The 15,752-nt window shown below is 69.9% G+C and carries 11 protein-coding genes and 1 pseudogene; 4 read left to right on the top strand and 8 right to left on the bottom strand.

Annotated elements, in window-relative coordinates; translation table 11 throughout:
* Positions 1–334 precede the first annotated feature (334 nt).
* Positions 335–2,722: a ThuA domain-containing protein gene (locus HYQ63_RS03920; RefSeq protein ID WP_257232567.1), complete on the top strand. Its 2,388-nt coding sequence runs from the start codon at positions 335–337 to the stop codon at positions 2,720–2,722.
* Positions 2,723–2,787: 65 nt separating this feature from the next.
* Positions 2,788–4,953 carry an OmpL47-type beta-barrel domain-containing protein gene (locus tag HYQ63_RS03915; RefSeq protein WP_257232566.1) on the top strand — a complete coding sequence of 722 codons (2,166 nt, stop codon included), beginning with the start codon at positions 2,788–2,790 and terminating at the stop codon, positions 4,951–4,953.
* A gap of 154 nt (positions 4,954–5,107) precedes the next feature.
* Here the strand turns inward: HYQ63_RS03915 and recQ are convergent, their stop codons facing one another.
* Positions 5,108–6,982 carry a DNA helicase RecQ gene (gene recQ, locus HYQ63_RS03910; RefSeq protein WP_179932529.1) on the bottom strand — a complete coding sequence of 625 codons (1,875 nt, stop codon included), beginning with the start codon at positions 6,980–6,982 and terminating at the stop codon, positions 5,108–5,110.
* 34 nt (positions 6,983–7,016) lie between these two features.
* Positions 7,017–7,562, bottom strand: coding sequence for a YceI family protein (locus HYQ63_RS03905; RefSeq protein WP_179939712.1), 546 nt, complete (start codon positions 7,560–7,562; stop codon positions 7,017–7,019).
* 177 nt (positions 7,563–7,739) lie between these two features.
* Between HYQ63_RS03905 and HYQ63_RS03900 the strand changes: the two are divergent.
* Positions 7,740–8,283, top strand: a pseudogene (locus HYQ63_RS03900) (snapalysin family zinc-dependent metalloprotease).
* 64 nt (positions 8,284–8,347) lie between these two features.
* On the opposite strand, the gene HYQ63_RS03895 reads toward HYQ63_RS03900, so the two are convergent.
* On the bottom strand, positions 8,348–9,139 hold the full coding sequence (locus HYQ63_RS03895; protein WP_179932528.1) for a DeoR/GlpR family DNA-binding transcription regulator: 792 nt from the start codon (positions 9,137–9,139) through the stop codon (positions 8,348–8,350).
* A gap of 142 nt (positions 9,140–9,281) precedes the next feature.
* Between HYQ63_RS03895 and HYQ63_RS03890 the strand changes: the two genes are divergently transcribed.
* Complete coding sequence (locus HYQ63_RS03890) at positions 9,282–10,049, top strand: HpcH/HpaI aldolase/citrate lyase family protein (protein ID WP_179932527.1); 768 nt, start codon at positions 9,282–9,284, stop codon at positions 10,047–10,049.
* A gap of 12 nt (positions 10,050–10,061) precedes the next feature.
* Here the strand turns inward: HYQ63_RS03890 and HYQ63_RS03885 are convergent, their stop codons facing one another.
* From HYQ63_RS03885 to HYQ63_RS03865, 5 genes are all read right to left on the bottom strand, one after another.
* On the bottom strand, positions 10,062–11,429 hold the full coding sequence (locus tag HYQ63_RS03885) for an NAD(P)/FAD-dependent oxidoreductase (RefSeq protein WP_179932526.1): 1,368 nt from the start codon (positions 11,427–11,429) through the stop codon (positions 10,062–10,064).
* A 78-nt stretch (positions 11,430–11,507) separates the two neighbouring features.
* A complete protein-coding gene (locus HYQ63_RS03880) occupies positions 11,508–12,497 on the bottom strand; it encodes a zinc-dependent alcohol dehydrogenase family protein (protein WP_179932525.1) in 990 nt (329 codons plus the stop codon).
* Complete coding sequence (locus tag HYQ63_RS03875; protein ID WP_179932524.1) at positions 12,494–13,372, bottom strand: carbohydrate ABC transporter permease; 879 nt, start codon at positions 13,370–13,372, stop codon at positions 12,494–12,496. Before HYQ63_RS03875 ends, HYQ63_RS03880 begins: the two co-directional genes overlap by 4 nt.
* Positions 13,369–14,334 (bottom strand): carbohydrate ABC transporter permease, encoded by a 966-nt coding sequence (locus HYQ63_RS03870; RefSeq protein WP_257231585.1) that lies wholly within the window; start codon positions 14,332–14,334, stop codon positions 13,369–13,371. The genes HYQ63_RS03875 and HYQ63_RS03870 overlap by 4 nt, the downstream gene beginning before the upstream one ends.
* Positions 14,327–15,682, bottom strand: coding sequence for a sugar ABC transporter substrate-binding protein (locus HYQ63_RS03865; protein WP_179932523.1), 1,356 nt, complete (start codon positions 15,680–15,682; stop codon positions 14,327–14,329). Before HYQ63_RS03865 ends, HYQ63_RS03870 begins: the two co-directional genes overlap by 8 nt.
* Between the last annotated feature and the right edge of the window lie 70 nt (positions 15,683–15,752).

Below are 15,752 nucleotides of genomic sequence, written 5' to 3'. Positions count from 1 at the left end.
CCGGGTGCGTCGCTCATCGCTCTCCCAACTCGGTGCGGCTGTCTCGATGTTGCCGATGCGCACGTGCCCCGGGGATGGCATCACGGTAGCCGGAGGACGCCCGTTCATCCACACTCAGGACAAAGTTCGTCGAGTTGCGGTCATAGCTATTGGCGGAGTGCGAAAAGGCGTCTAGCTTCCTTCAGCGGTGTATCCGGTACCGGAGAGGGATGGGTTACTCATGCGGGATGAACCGTACCAAAAGCCCTCGGAAAGGCATCGGCTGACGAAGCGTCGGCCGCGGAGGAGACGCGCGGCGTTGGCGGTACTGCTGTTCGGGGCCGTCACCGCGACCATGCTCGGCGGCACTCCTGCCGCCGCCCGCCCCGAGGAGCGCCCCCGGCTGGCGCTGCCGTCCCCGCCGGGCGGTGACGACGTCAAGGTGCTGGTCTTCCACGGCTCGGCCGGGGACGAGGCGCCAACCGTGGACGCCGGTATCGAGGCCATCGAACGCATCGGCAACCAAGGCCCGGCGGCGACCCGCTTCACGGTCGACGCCACCGCCGACGCCTCCGTCTTCACCACGCCGAAGCTCGGCACGTACAACGCGGTCGTCTTCCTGACCGGCGCGGGCGACGTGCTCGACCCGGAACAGGAAGCCGGGCTCGAAACGTACATGGAGGCGGGCGGCGGCTTCCTCGGCATCCATGACGCGGCCCGCAACGAGCCGTACTCGGACTGGTTCACCGGTCTGATCGGCGCCCGCCCCGCCACCGGCCCCGCCACCGTGCAGCGGGCCGTCGTCGAGGTCGGCGACCGCAGCCATCCGGCCACCAAGGACCTGCCGCTGGAGTGGAAGCGCCCCGACACCTGGCTCAACTGGAAGACGAACCCCTCCGGCCAGGTGCACACCGTGGCCCGGGTCCGGGAGAGCAGCTACCAGCCCGGTACGGGGGCCAACGGCTGGGACCACCCCATCTCCTGGTGCCGCGACTACGACGGCGGCCGGTCCTTCTACACCGGCATGGGCGGCACGGCGGCCGGTTTCCGGGAGACGGACTTCCGCACCCATCTGCGCGGCGCGCTGTTATGGACCACCCGGCTCGCCCGCGCCGACTGCCAGGCCACCCTCACCGCCAACTACAAGGCCGAGCGGGTCACCAAGCCCAACCAGCCCGGCCAGTCGGACCAGATCGGCGAGCCGCACGGCCTGGTCACCGCCCCGGACGGCCGGGTGCTGTACATCGGCCGCGGCGGCAGCGACAACAGCGCGCCCGTCGTCACCGACTGGAACGACCCCGACATCGGCAAGGGCCAGGGCCAGATCCACGTCTACGACCCCAAGACCGGCAAGGTCACGCTCGCCGGTGCGCTCACCGTGTTCGGCAACAAGGGCGGCGGCGATGAGCTGATCAAGAACGAGGAGGGGCTGCTCGGCATCGAGCTGGACCCGGACTTCCTCACCAACGGCTGGGTGTATCTGCACTACACCCCGCACTCCCGGATCAACCGCGACACCCGCATGGCCGAGCGCCGGGTCTCCCGCTTCACCCTGAACCTCAAGACCGACAAACTTGACCTCGGCTCGGAGAAGGTGCTGCTGTCCTGGCCGGTGCAGATCCACAGCTGCTGCCACGCGGGCGGAGGCATGGCCTGGGACTCGAAGCGCAATCTCTACATCGCCACCGGTGACAACAACTCCTCCCAGTTCAGCGACGGTTACTCGGGCAACAACCCACAGCCGAACTACAAGGGCGTGTCCTTCGCCGACGCCCGCCGCACCGCCGGGAACACCAACAACCTCAACGGCAAGATCCTGCGGATCCACCCCGAGGCCGACGGTACGTACACCCTTCCCGAGGGCAATCTGTTCACCGGCAAGGAGCCCGACGAGGGCGGTGGCAAGACCCGTGGCGAGATCTATGTGATGGGCGTGCGCAACCCGGCCCGGATCTTCGTCGACAAGAAGACCGACACGCTGTACGCGGGCTGGGTCGGCCCCGACGCGGGCGAGCCCAGCACCACCTGGGGCCCCGCCAAGTACGACACGTTCGCCGCCATCACCAAGGCGGGCAACCACGGCTGGCCGTTCTGCATGGGCAACAAGCAGCCGTACCGCGACCGCAACCTGCCCGACCCGAGCAAGCCGCTGGGCTGGTACGACTGCGACGCCCCCAAGAACGAGTCGCCCAACAACAACGGCCTGGTGAACCTGCCGCCGGTCACCGGGAACACCATCTGGTACTCGCCCCAGGGCGGCGCCCCCGACTATCCGCGCAACGCCGACGGCATCCCGAGCTACAAGGCGTCGGAGGCGACGTTCCTGCTGCCGTGGCTCAAGGGCGGCGGCCAGGCCACCATGAACGGCCCGGTGTACCGGTATGACGACACCAGCAACAGCGCCACCAAGTGGCCCGCGTACTGGGACGGCAAGTGGTTCGTCGGCGACTTCTACGACGCCGACCAGCCGCGCCACGCCGTGGTGACCGACCCCAAGACCGTCGGCAAGGGCGGACTGCCCGTGCACGCCGAATCCCTCAAGAAGATCATCCCGGTGGGCGCCAACGGCATCCGCAACCTCATGGACTGGAAGTTCGCCCCGGACGGCTCGCTCTACGTCCTCGACTACGGGCGCGGCTTCTTCACCTCCGACGCCAAGTCGGCGCTGTGGCACATCACCTACAAGGGCGGCGAGCCCACTCCGCTCGCCAAGGACGTGGTCAGGAAGGCGGAGCAGCGGTGAGACGACGGCGGCTGAAAGCCCCCAGGACTCCGAGACCTCTGACGGCGCTGCTCGCCGCGCTGCTCATGGTGCTCGGACTGACCACGGGACTGTCCTCGGCCACGGCCACGGCCGCGTACGGCAAGGACACCGGCAAGCGGGCGGTCCAGCAGACGCTGACCTGGACCGCGGGCGACGACATCAGCAAGTACGTCTCGGCGCCCACCACGGCGGTCGCCGGGAAGACCACCATCGTCTTCGAGAACAGCACCGCCACCGGCAACACCATGGGCATGCCGCACACCCTCACGTTCGACGTGTCGGACCCCGAGTACAACAACGACGTCCCGCTGAACATCCTCGCCAACCCCGCGGACGACAGCGGCGGCAAGCACTCCGTCGAGGTCACCCTCGCCCCGGGCCGCTACCGCTACTACTGCACCATCCCCGGCCACGGCCAGATGCAGGGCATCCTCGTGGTCACCGAGGACGGCGGGGGCGAGGACACCACCGCGCCCGAGACCTCGGCGAAGGTCGAGGGCGAACAGGACGCGGACGGCGCGTACATCGGCATGGCCACGGTCACGGTGTCCGCCACCGACGCGGGTTCGGGCGTGGACCGGATCGAGTACGCGGTGGGCGACGGGGCGTTCCAGCCGTACACCGCCCCGGTGATGGTGCACGAGGTGGGCACGCACACCATCCGCTACCGGGCCACCGACAAGGCGGGGAACACCTCCGAGGTGAAGTCGGCGGAGTTCCGCGTCATGGCCCCGCCGACGGACGACACCACCCCGCCCGAGACCTCCGCGACGGTGTCCGGCAAGCAGGGCCCGGGCGGTGACTACTACGACACGGCCACCGTCACCCTCACGGCCTCCGACACCGGATCCGGCGTCAACACCATCGAATACGCCCTGGACGACGGCGACTTCACGAAGTACACCGGACCGGTGACGGTGAACACCTACGGTCCCCACACGGTGCGCTACCGCGCGACCGACCGGGCCGGGAACACCTCCGAGGCCAAATCGGTGGCGTTCTCCGTGGTCGCGCCGCCGAGCACGGACACCACCCCGCCCGAGAGCGCCGCGAAGGCGGAGGGCACCAAGAACTCGGACGGCAACTACCTCGGCAGCGCCAAGGTGACCATCACCGCCACCGATGCCGAGTCGGGCGTGGCGAAGACCGAGTACTCCCTCGACGGCGGCCCGTACCTCGCGTACACCACCCCCGTCGTCGTCGACCGGGTCGGCCGCCACACCGTCGCCCACCGTGCCACCGACAAGGCGGGCAACACCTCATCGGCCAGGACGCTCGCGTTCACCGTGGACGAGGGCGGCGGCGTGCCCGCCCCCGCGTGCCCCGAGTGGGACGAGCGGCTCACCGTGATCGTCGGTACGGTCGACACCGGCGTCCCCAACCGCATCACCCGCAGCCGCTGCACCATCAACGAGCTGATCGAGGACGAGAAGGACTGGTCCTCGCACGCCCTCTTCCTGAAGCACGTCACCTCGGTGACCGGCAAGCTGCTCTCCGACGGCGTCATCGACCAGCGCGAGAACGAGGCGATCGCCAAGGCCGCCGACGAGTCCGGGATCGGCAAGCCCGGCCAGAGCGAGGGCTACCGCGACCTCTTCGACGGTACGAAGAAGTCGTTCGACGCGTGGCAGCACGTGGGCGGCGGCGCCTTCGGGCTGAACGACGACGCCACCATGACCAGCAGCTCCACGGTCGCCGGCATGGGCATGCTGTGGTTCCCGCGGCGCACCTATGACGACTTCTCGCTGAAGCTCCAGTTCCGTGACGACGCCCCGGGGACGGGCAACGCCAACAGCGGCGTCTTCGTCCGCTTCCCGAATGTGCACGACCACCCCGAGGAGTCCCGCCCGGAGTGGGTCGCCATCAAGTACGGGCACGAGGTGCAGATCAACGACCGCCCCGACGGCGACATGTACAAGACGGGCTCGATCTACGGTTTCGACCGCGTCGGGCTGGGCGGTGCGGGTGTGACGCCCAAGGGCAGCTGGAACGACTACGAGATCCGGGTGGTCGGCCAGCACTACTCGATCTACCGCAACGGTGTGCTGATCAATGAGTTCGAGAACGCCGGGGGCCAGGACTTCACCCCGCCGCGCGCGGACGACCCGGGCACCGACGGCCGCCGGTTCGCCTCCGGATACATCGGTCTCCAGACCCACAGCACCAGCGATGTGGTCTCGTACCGCAACATCCGGATCCAGGAGCTGTAGCAAGAGGGGAGTGAGTGGCCGCCGGAGTACCCCAGTCCCCGGCGGCCACCGTCACCCTCGAGGTTACCCGAGGTAATACTCAGCGGTAACCCCTCTGCTCACCACATGCCAAAGCCCCGCCCCGACCAGCGGGGCGAGGCTTCGGCAGCCGCCGTCAGGACGCCAGCGTGCCCAGGATCTGCTGCCCGTACTTGACCAGCTTGTTCTCGCCGACCCCGCTCACCGCGCCCAGCTCGTCCAGCGTCGAGGGAACGACGGTCGCGATCTCGCGCAGCGTCGCGTCGTGGAAGATCACATACGCGGGCACACCCTGCTCCTTCGCGGTCGCCGCCCGCCAGGCGCGCAGCCGCTCGAAGACCGGCACCGCCTCCTCCGGCAGATCGGCCGCGGCCTTGCGGGACTTCGACGACGACCCGGACGCACCCGACTTCGCCGACTTCCCGGCGCGTACCTTCTCGGGCTCGCGCCGCAGCCTGACCTCGCGCTGCCGCCCCAGCACCTCGGCGCTCGCGTCGGTGAGCACCAGCGTGCCGTAGTCGCCCTCGACGCCCAGCAGCCCCTGGGCCAGCAACTGCCGTACCACGCCGCGCCATTCGGCCTCGCGCAGCTCGGTGCCGATGCCGAACACCGACAGCGCGTCATGGTCGAACTGGATGACCTTGGCCGTCTTCTTGCCGAGCAGGATGTCGATCACCTGTCCGGCGCCGAACTTCTGGTTCCGCTCCCGCTTGAGCCGGACCACCGTCGACAGCAGCTTCTGCGCGGGGACGGTGCCGTCCCAGGACTCCGGGGGCGTCAGACACGTATCGCAGTTGCCGCACGCGGTGCTCTGCTGGCCGAAGTACGCGAGCAGCTGGACCCGGCGGCATGCGACGGTCTCGCACAGGGCCAGCATCGCCTCCAGATGCGCACCCAGCTTGCGCCGGTGGGCGTCGTCGCCCTCCGAGGTGTCGATCATCTTCCGCTGCTGGATCACGTCCTGGAGCCCGTACGCCAGCCATGCGGTGGACGGCAGCCCGTCCCGCCCGGCGCGGCCCGTCTCCTGGTAGTAGCCCTCGACGGACTTCGGCAGATCCAGATGGGCCACGAACCGCACGTCCGGTTTGTCGATGCCCATGCCGAACGCGATCGTCGCCACCACGACCAGCCCGTCCTCCCGCAGGAAGCGCGCCTGGTGCTCGGCGCGGACCGGGGCGTCCAGGCCCGCGTGGTACGGGACCGCGTCGATCCCGTTGCTCACCAGGAACTCGGCCGTCTTCTCCACCGAGGCGCGGGACAGGCAGTAGACGATTCCGGCGTCGCCCGGGTGCTCGGTGCGCAGCAGCTCCAGCAGCTGCTTCTTCGGCTCGTTCTTCGGGGCGATCCGGTACTGGATGTTGGGGCGGTCGAAGCTCGCCACGAAGTGGTGGGCGTCCTGGAGCTTCAGCCGGGACGCGATCTCCGCGTGGGTGGCCTCGGTGGCGGTCGCGGTCAGCGCGATCCGGGGCACGGTGGGCCAGCGCTCGTGCAGCTCGGACAGGGCCAGGTAGTCGGGCCGGAAGTCGTGCCCCCACTGGGCCACGCAGTGCGCCTCGTCGATGGCGAACAGCGAGACCGTGCCGCGGTCCAGCAGCCGCAGCGTGGACTCCACGCGCAGCCGCTCGGGCGCGAGATAGAGCAGATCCAGCTCGCCCGCGAGGAACTCGGCCTCCACCATCCGCCGCTCGTCCAGATCCTGGGTGGAGTTGAGGAACCCGGCCCGCACCCCGAGGTTCCGCAGGGCGTCGACCTGGTCCTGCATCAGCGCGATCAGTGGCGAGATGACGACCCCGACGCCCTTCCGCACGAGCGCGGGGATCTGGTAGCACAGCGATTTGCCGCCGCCGGTCGGCATGAGGACCAGGGCGTCACCACCGGTTATGACGTGCTCGATGATCTCCTGCTGGCCTCCCCGGAAGGCGTCATAGCCGAAGACGCGGTGCAGCACGCGCAGGGCTTCGCTGCCATCGGGGCCGTTGACGACATCGGGTCCGTTTTCGGGAAGAGCCATCCGGCGATTCTAGTGGGATCGAGAGGTGCGCTGGTCAACGGCGGATGAACCGCGCGGTGACGGTCAGCGCGGCGGCGCCCTTCATCATCCCCAGCCGGTTCCAGGTCATGCCGAAGCCGGTGCGGTCGATCTCGACGTCGGCGGTGAGGGTGGCGGTGTCGGCGGTGGCCTCGGTGAGCCGCGCCGTGAAGGACAGGGGTCGAGTACGGCCGAGGACGGTCAGCTCGCCGTCGACCGCGACGGCGGCGCCCTCGCCGGGCACCGCGCCCGAGACCGCGACCACGATCTCGGGGTGGCGGTCCGTATCGAGGAGGTCCGCGCTGCGCAGATGGGCATCGCGCTTGGGGTTCCGGGTGTCCAGCGAGGCGGCGTCGATGGTCAGGGAGCCCCGCGCGGAGCCGTCCGCCAGCACCTCGCCCTCCCCGCTGACGGCCGTGAATTCACCGCTGACGGTGGCCAGTCCCCAGAACGTCTTGTGCCGGACGCGGACCATGGATCCGGCCGGATCCAGGACCCAGCGGCCCGCCTTGATCGCGGACGGCGAGACGGGGGTACGGGCGGTGTCGGCGGCGTCCGCCATGGCGATCACGTCCTCCTCGGCGTGGGACACGTTCCCCAGCAGCTTAGGGAGACCCGGTGTGATGTGGCGAGAGGGGAGCGGGTTGGATGGGGGCGGACGTGGGCACAGTGGCCGTTGGGACATGACGGTTCGTCATGTGCACGTCCAGATGGATCCTTTCCCCACGAGGAGGCCAATGTGACATCCAGCAGACTCGTCCGCGCTCTACCGGTCGCGATCGCGGCGGTGCTCGCCCTGGCGGGTGGTCAGGCGGTGGCGGCACCGGCACCCGATGCCGCCGCGCGCGTGGTCACGTATGACGCCAGCGGGGCCGCCGAGTTCAAGGACGCGGTGACCAAGGGCGCGGCGGTCTGGAACCAGAGCGTGAAGAACGTACAGCTCAAGCCGGTCACCTCCGGCCAGCGGGCCAACCTCCGCGTCGTCGCGGACAACGGCTGGCCCCGTGCCCAGGTCACCGCGCTCGGCAGCGGCACGATCTACTTCGGACGGCAGGCCGTGAACGAGGGCCACAACACCGTACGGATCGCTTCGCACGAGATGGGCCACATCCTGGGCCTGCCCGATGTGAAGCCGGGGCCCCTGCTCCAGCCTGATGTCCGGGGCCAGCGCCGGTACGTCCTGCACCAACGCCAACCCCAACGCGGCGGAGAAGGCCGAGGTCGAGGACGCCTTCGCACTGCTCGAGTCGTCCACCGCGACGGCAGGTACGTACAAGGACTGACCGGGGCTCACCGGAAGAGAGGCGGGCGGGCCGGGGGAGACTCCCGGCCCGCCCGCTTCCGTCCTCACACCGTGATGACCTCGGTGTCGGGGAGGGCGCGGAACGGTGCGAGCTGGTCATCGGTTGCGCCGCTGTCGGTGACCAGCGTCCAGGGCCGGTCCAGCGGGGCCCACGCGGTGAACGGGGACTCGCCGAGCTTGCTGCTGTCGGCGAGCACGAACACCTCCCGGCCGCGGTCGGCCATCATCTCCTTCAGCGAGGTCTGCTGAAGACTGGCCTCACAGATGCCGCGCCGCGCGTCGAGCCCGTCGGCGCCCAGGAAGACCTTGTCCGCGGTGAGCCGGGACAGGGTGAGTTCGGCGAGCGGGCCGACGAGGCCCTGGCTGACATGGCGCAGCGTCCCGGCGAGCGTGATCAGCTCGATGCCGTCCACCTCGGCCAGCGCGCGCAGCGCGGTCAATCCGCTGGTGATCACGGTGAGTTCGGTGCGGGCACGCAGATGGTGGGCGAGCCGGCCGGTGGTGGTGCCCGCGTCCAGGATGACGGTGTCGCCCTGCGCGATCCGCGCGGCCGCCCACCGACCGATGCGGTCCTTCTCGGCGACCGCGAGCCCGCTGCGCTGCCCGAGCGTCGGCTCGGGGGTGTGCCCCGCGCTCATCGCGCCGCCGTAGGTACGGGCGATGGCGCCCTGCTCGGTGAGCAGGGCGAGGTCCCGGCGGATGGTGGAGGGGGTCACCTCCAGTGAGCGCGCCAACTCCTCGACGACGACCGCGCCATCGGTCCGGATCGTGCGGGCGATCAGGTCCCGGCGGTCCGCGGCGCGCAGTCGCCGCTGACCTTCCCCGTTGGATGTCATCTGCGCCTGCCCCATCCTCTCCGCGACTCTTCCGAGACTCTTTCGCAACTCTGCGTGACTGGGAGAGAACACTATCTTCCGTGCGCCCGCTCCGTACGCCGCCTATCGACCCGACGGGAGAAAACGAGAGAAGCTTGGGAGCATGAACACTTCCCCCGCCGACTTCGCGTCCCGGCTCCGCGCCCGGCGGCGGATCCTCGGCTACTGGGTCGTCCTCGACAACCCCGTCGGCACCGAGCGGCTGGCCGGGCTGGGGTACGACTACGTCTGCGTCGACGCCCAGCACGGTCTGCTCGACTACAAGGGCACCCTCGGCGCGATGACCGCCATCGACGCCCGCGGCAGCGCCGCCGGGATGGTGCGCGTCCCCGCCAATGACGGCTTCCGGATCGGCCAGGCCCTGGACGCGGGCGCCCGGGGCGTCATCGTCCCCCTGGTCGACACCGCCGAGCAGGCCGCCGCCGCGGTGCGTGCCTGCCGCTATCCCCCGCTCGGCGTCCGCAGCTACGGACCGATGCGCTCCGGCCTGCGCGTCGGCCCCACCCCGGCCGAGGCGAACGAGCAGGTCGCCTGCATCGTGATGATCGAAACGGCGGAGGCGCTGGGCAACACGGCGGAGATCTGCGCGACGGAGGGGCTGGACGGCGTCTACATCGGCCCGTCCGACCTCACGATCGCCCTCGGCGGACGGACCTCCACGGACCCGTCGGTGGCGGAGCGGTTCGACGCGGCCCTGACGAAGGTCGCGCAGGCCGCGGAGGCGGCCGGGATCGCGGCCGGGATCCACTGCCCGGACGGCGCCACGGCCGCCGAACGACTGGCCCAGGGCTTCACGTTCGCCACGGTCAGCAGCGACCTGGTCCACCTGGAACAGGCCGCGGCGGCCCACCTCCGCGACGCAGGCGGCTAGCCGGACCCGGGGCTATGCCTCCACGCGCAGGGGCGGGGTCGGCAGGCCCTGGGCCCGGGGAAGCAGCACCGTTCGCAGGGCGACGGCGGGGGAGAGCAGACGGGACGACGGCGCGGCCAGGTAGGTGACGTCGCGGAATGCCGCGCCGACCACCGGGTCGATCGCCGCACGGGCCGCCAGCCGTTCGAAGTACCAGCTCTGCACCCGCTCGGCGACGCCCGGCGGCGTGGCGTCCGAGGCGGTCGCGTACGGGCGGTCCGCGCCGACCGCGGTGAGCCAGGCGGTGTCGCTCGCCCGGGCCACGGCGTGCTGCGCGCGGGCCGTGAAGCCGGGCCGCAGGGGGCCGCCGTCGGACAGGCACCGACGGAGGGCCAGCCCGCTGAGGGCGGCGACCGACATGCCCTGCCCGTAGATCGGGTTGAACGTGCAGGCGGCGTCCGAGACCGCGAGGAACCCTTCGGGCACTCCGCCCCGGGCGTCGTAGTGGCGGCGGCGGTTGGCGGTGTCGCGGAAGCCGTACGGCGGGGACACCGGCTCACAGGAGCGCAGGTGGTCGTCCAACGCCGGTTCGCCCAGGGAGCGTACGAAGTCCGGCACCGCCGAACCGTCCGTCGGCGGATGGTGGCCGCGGACCCCGGCGAGCGTCAGCAGCCAGTTGCCGCCCTCGACGGGCGACCAGGCCGCGCCGCGCGGGCAGTCGGGGCGCGGCTGGATGACCATGACCATGTCCCACGGCGCGGCGGGCCGGAACATCTGGGTGCAGTAGCCGATCCCCGCGTCGACGACCTCCTCGCGCGGCGCCCGGTGGCCGAGGTCGTCCAGCCACTTCGGGGCGCGCGAGCCCCGCCCCGAAGCGTCGATCACCAGGTCGGCGGGCAGCTCGCGCTCCGCGCGTTCGGCGGCGCGCGACCGCAGCCGCACACCGGTCACCCGGTCCGCCCCGCCGAGCAGCCCGGTGACCTCGGCCGCCTGGAGCACCTCCACCCGGGTCCCGGAGCGCTCGGCCCCGGCCAGCACCCGGGCTCGTACGGTGGCGTCCAGCAGCGCCCGGGTGCAGCTCAGCGTGGCGTGGCGGCCCTCGTGGAAGCGGCGCTGCCAGCCGTTCGCGGCCTTGGTGATGACATCGCGCGGCGCCTCCAGACGGTGCGCGCCCGCCGCCTCCAGTTCGGCGTTGATCCCGGGGAGCATCTTCTCCAGGGCGCGGCGGCCGCCGCTGAGGAGGACGTGCAGGTGGCGGCCCTGGGGGACGCCCTTGCGGAAGGCGGGCTGCTCCGGGTAGCGGTCGCGCTCCACGACGGTGACCGTCTCCACGTGCCCGAGGAGCGCGGCCGCCGCCAGCGTTCCCGCGAGCCCGCCGCCCACCACTACCGCGCCACCCATCCCGCCGCCTCCCCCTCCACCGTGATCGGTACGGCCCAAGCCTGCTGCCGGCAGACCTGGGCCGTCAACCACACACGGTTACGGCTCGACCACGATCTTGCGGCCCTGGCCGGACCGGAACTGCTCCAGCGCCTCGGGGTATTCGGCGAGCGGCATCCGGTGGCTGATGAAGATCTTCGGGTCGAGGACACCGGAGGCGAAGAGCCCGGCGGCGCGTTCGTAGCTGTGCAGGACCGCCATGGAGCCGGTGATGGTGATCTCCTGGTTGTAGATCTTGTACGGCTCGATGGTGGCCCGGGTCGCGTAGTCGGAGACCCCGAACTGGAGGAAGGTGCCCGCCTTGGCGACCCGGCCAAGACCGTCCTGGATGGCGGCCTGGTTGCCGGTGGCGTCGATGACCACGTCCCAGCCGCGCGGCTGGTCGAGTTCGTCGGCCGAGCCCGCGGCCCGGGAGCAGCCGAGGGTCTTGGCGGTGGACAGCCGCTCGGGGTTGACGTCGAGGACGTCGACGCTGGTGGCGCCGGTCCGCTTGGCCAGCTCCAGCATCATCAGCCCCATGGTGCCGGAGCCGTAGATGAGCACTTCGGCGCCCAGGTTGCCGCTGAGGACGTCATAGCCGCGCACCGCGCAGGACAGCGGCTCGATCAGGGCCGCGTCGCCGACGTCCACGTGCTCGGGCAGCTTGACGCAGTTGGCCACCGGCGCGACGGCGAACTCGGCGGCGCCGCCGGGGACGCTGACCCCGATGGCGTTCCAGTTGTCGCACAGGTTGCCCCGGCCGATGCGGCAGTAGCGGCATTCGTGGCAGTGCAGGGACGGGTCGACCGCGACCCGGTCGCCGACCGCCACCTCGGTGACGTCCTTGCCGACGCCCACGACCTCTCCGGCGAACTCATGGCCGGGCACGATCGGCAGGGTGGGCGCGAACTCCCCCTGGAGGATGTGCAGATCGGTTCCGCACAGCCCGCAGGCCGCCACGTCGACGACGACATCGCGGGGCCCCGGGGCCGGGTCCGCGACCGTGGCGACGGTGACCTTGCCGGGTGCTTCGATGACGGCGGCCCTCATTTGACTGCTCCTAGCGACAGGCCCTGGACGAGTTTGTCCTGGGCGGCGAACCCCGCGGCGAGCACCGGCAGGGAGATGACGATCGACGCGGCGCACACCTGGGCCAGGAACAGCCCCTGGCTGGTGACGAAGCCGGTCAGGAAGGCCGGTGCGGTCTGGGCGACCACGCCGGTGAGCACCTGCGCGAACAGCATTTCGTTCCAGCTGAAGATGAAGCAGATCAGCGAGGTGGCGGCGATGCCGGGACCGGCGATCGGGGCGACGACCCGCCACAGGATGGTCGTCAGCCGCGCCCCGTCCATCTGGGCGGCCTCGATGATGGACACGGGGATGTCGGCGAGGAAGGACTGCATCATCCACACGGCGATCGGCAGGTTCATCGACGTGTAGAGGATGACGAGCAGCCAGACGTTGTCCAGGAAGTTGATGTCCTTCGCGAACAGGTACACCGGCAGCAGCCCGGCCACCACCGGCAGCATCTTGGTGGACAGGAAGAAGAACATCACGTCGGTCCACTTGCGCACCCGCCGGATCGACAGCGCGTACGCGGCCGGGAGCGCCAGCACCAGCACGAAGAGGGTGGAGAAGAGGGACGTGCCCATCGAGTTGAGCAGCGCGGGCCAGGGGCTGGCCCCGCCGTCCACGCCGAAGAACGCCTTGTAGCCGTCGAGGGTCAACGGGGCGGCCAGGGAGGGCGGGTTGGTGGCGGCGTCGCTCTCGGAGTGGAACGAGGTGAGCAGCATCCACAGCACCGGCAGGACGAACAGGATGCCGATGAACCAGGCCAGCAGGCCGAGCGCGGCGCCGCGGCGCCGGGCCCGCCGGGCGGACGGCGGAACCGCGGTGATGGTGGCGGGGGCGGTCAGTGTGGTCATGCGCGGGACGCCTCCTCACGGAAGAGGGACGACACCACGCGCAGCGCGAAGGTGGCGATGATGATCGTGCCGATCACGACCAGCACACCCGCCGCCGATGCCAGCCCGTACTCGTGGGCGTTGTAGAAGGTTTCGTAGATGGTGTAGGGGAGGTTGGCGGTGTCGAGGCCGCCACGGGTGAGGGTGAACACCGCGTCGAAGTTCTGCACGATGTAGATCGACCCGAGGAGGGTCCCCAGCTCCAGATAGCGCCGCAGATGGGGCAGGGTCAGAAAGCGGAAGATCTGCCAGTTGCCCGCGCCGTCCAGCCGGGCCGCCTCGATCATGTCCAGCGGCCGGCTCTGGAGCCCGGCCAGCAGGATGAGCATCATGAACGGTGTCCACTGCCAGATCAGCGACGCCTCCACGGCCATCAGCGGCATGTCGCTGAGCCATTCCGGCTGGGGTCCGCCCAGCCAGTTGAGGACGCCGTTGAACAGCCCGTACTCGGGGTTGTACAGCGCATGCTTCCACAGCAGCGCCGAGGCCACCGGCACCAGGAGGAACGGCGCGATGAGCATCGTACGGACGAGCCCCCGGCCGCGGAACTTGCGGTCCAGCAGCAGCGCCAGCGCCAGCCCCAGCACCACGCTGGCGATGACCACGGTGGCGGTCAGCAGCACCGTGGTGAGGATCGACTCGCGCAGCGCCGGGTCGCTCGCGACCGTCGCGTAGTTCTCCAGCCCCGCGAATTCACGGTTGTCGGGGCGGAACGAGTTCCAGTCGAAGAGGGAGATCACCAGCGTCGCCACGAACGGCAGCTGGGTGACGACGATCAGGAAGATCAGGGCGGGCATCAGCGGTGCCCGGGTGGCCCATTCCCGTGCCCGGTTCCTCGGCGGCCGGGAGGTGTTCCGGGAGGCGGCGGCCACGGTCGGCGGGCGCTCGCCGCGGACGGGGACCGCGGTTGTCGGATTACTCATCTCGGTACTCCTCGCCCACCTTCTCGGCCAGCTTCTGCGATGTCTTCAATGCCTGCTCGACGGACTGCTTCCCGGCGATGGCGGCGCTGATCTCCTGGGCGACCTTGGTGCCGAGATCGGCGAATTCGGGGATGTCGACGAACTGGATGCCGATGGTCGGCCGCTCCTGGACGCCGGGATCGCGCGGCTTGGCGCTGGTGATGGCCTGTCGGGTGACCTCGGAGAACGCGCCCGCGGACTTGCGGTATTCCTCGTTGGCGTAGGTGGAGGCCCGTTTGCCCGCGGGCACGTTGGACCAGCCGAAGGTCTTGCCGACCAGCTTCTCGTACTCCTTGCTGGAGGCCCAGGAGATGAACTTCCACGCCTTGTCGGAGTTGCGCGACGCCTTCTGGATGCCCCAGGCCCAGGTGTAGAGCCAGCCCGAGCTGTCGGTCTTCTCCACCGGGGCCTGGACATAGCCGATCTTGCCCTTGACGGGGGACTTGGCGGCCTCCAGCGAACCGGCTGCCGACGTGGCGTCGTACCACATGGCGCTCTTGCCCTGGGTGAGGTTGTTGAGGCACTCGGCGAAGCCGGACTGGGAGGCACCGGCCTCGCCGTGCTTGCGCACCAAGTCGACATAGAACTTGGTCGCCTTGACGAACTCGGGCGAGGTCAGCTGCGCCTTCCAGTCCTTGGTGAACCAGGTGCCGCCGAAGGTGTTGACGACCGTGGTGAGCGGGGCCATCAGCTCACCCCAGCCGGGCAGCCCGCGCAGACAGATGCCCTTCATCCCCTTGCGGGCGCCGTCGGCCTTGGCCGCGAGATCCGCCACCTGGTTCCAGGTGGGCCGCTTGGGCATCTTCAGATTCTTCTCGGCGAAGACGTCCTTGCGGTACATCAGAAACGACGACTCGCCGTAGAAGGGCTCCGCGTACAGCTGACCGTCACCGGCGGTCAGCGACTGGCGCATCGGCGGAAGAATGTCCTTCTGGTCGAATGCCTTGTCCTTGGCGACATGGTCGTCCAGGGGCATCAGCCAGCTGTTCTCGGCGTAGAACGGCACCTCGAAATTGCTGATGGTGGCGACGTCGTACTGCCCGGCCTGATTGGAGAAGTCCTGACTGATCTTGTCGCGGACATCGTTCTCCGGCAGCACCGTGAACTTGACCTTGATGCCCGTCTCCTTGGTGAAATGCTTCGCGGTCAGCTTCTGCAATTCCATCATCTGCGGGTTGTTCACCATCAGCACGTTGATGGTGTTGCCACCGGAGCTGCCGCCGCCCATACCGGCGCACCCCGCGAGGAGCGCACCCGCGGTCAGGGCCACGACCGGTATCCGGGCAGCACGAAGTGTCAGGACTGGCATAACGGGTCCAATCGGAGGGACGTGGGGAAGGGAGGGGAGGGGGACGCGGGGGAGAGGAGGGGGAACGGTG

It is taken from the genome of Streptomyces sp. Rer75 (genome assembly GCF_013414305.1).
Classification (GTDB): Bacteria; Actinomycetota; Actinomycetes; order Streptomycetales; family Streptomycetaceae; genus Streptomyces; species Streptomyces himastatinicus.
Note: the sequence above shows the minus strand (reverse complement) of the source record. Positions and strands in the feature narration are given on the sequence as shown.

Bases quoted from the DNA above. Each gene is read 5' to 3' on its own strand.
- HYQ63_RS03920 (WP_257232567.1), top strand. From the start codon at position 335: ATGCTCGGCGGCACTCCTGCCGCCGCCCGCCCCGAGGAGCGCCCCCGG.
- HYQ63_RS03915 (WP_257232566.1), top strand. From the start codon at position 2,788: ATGGTGCTCGGACTGACCACGGGACTGTCCTCGGCCACGGCCACGGCC.
- recQ (WP_179932529.1), bottom strand. From the start codon at position 6,982: ATGGCTCTTCCCGAAAACGGACCCGATGTCGTCAACGGCCCCGATGGC.
- HYQ63_RS03905 (WP_179939712.1), bottom strand. From the start codon at position 7,562: ATGGCGGACGCCGCCGACACCGCCCGTACCCCCGTCTCGCCGTCCGCG.
- HYQ63_RS03895 (WP_179932528.1), bottom strand. From the start codon at position 9,139: ATGACATCCAACGGGGAAGGTCAGCGGCGACTGCGCGCCGCGGACCGC.
- HYQ63_RS03890 (WP_179932527.1), top strand. From the start codon at position 9,282: ATGAACACTTCCCCCGCCGACTTCGCGTCCCGGCTCCGCGCCCGGCGG.
- HYQ63_RS03885 (WP_179932526.1), bottom strand. From the start codon at position 11,429: ATGGGTGGCGCGGTAGTGGTGGGCGGCGGGCTCGCGGGAACGCTGGCG.
- HYQ63_RS03880 (WP_179932525.1), bottom strand. From the start codon at position 12,497: ATGAGGGCCGCCGTCATCGAAGCACCCGGCAAGGTCACCGTCGCCACG.
- HYQ63_RS03875 (WP_179932524.1), bottom strand. From the start codon at position 13,372: ATGACCACACTGACCGCCCCCGCCACCATCACCGCGGTTCCGCCGTCC.
- HYQ63_RS03870 (WP_257231585.1), bottom strand. From the start codon at position 14,334: ATGAGTAATCCGACAACCGCGGTCCCCGTCCGCGGCGAGCGCCCGCCG.
- HYQ63_RS03865 (WP_179932523.1), bottom strand. From the start codon at position 15,682: ATGCCAGTCCTGACACTTCGTGCTGCCCGGATACCGGTCGTGGCCCTG.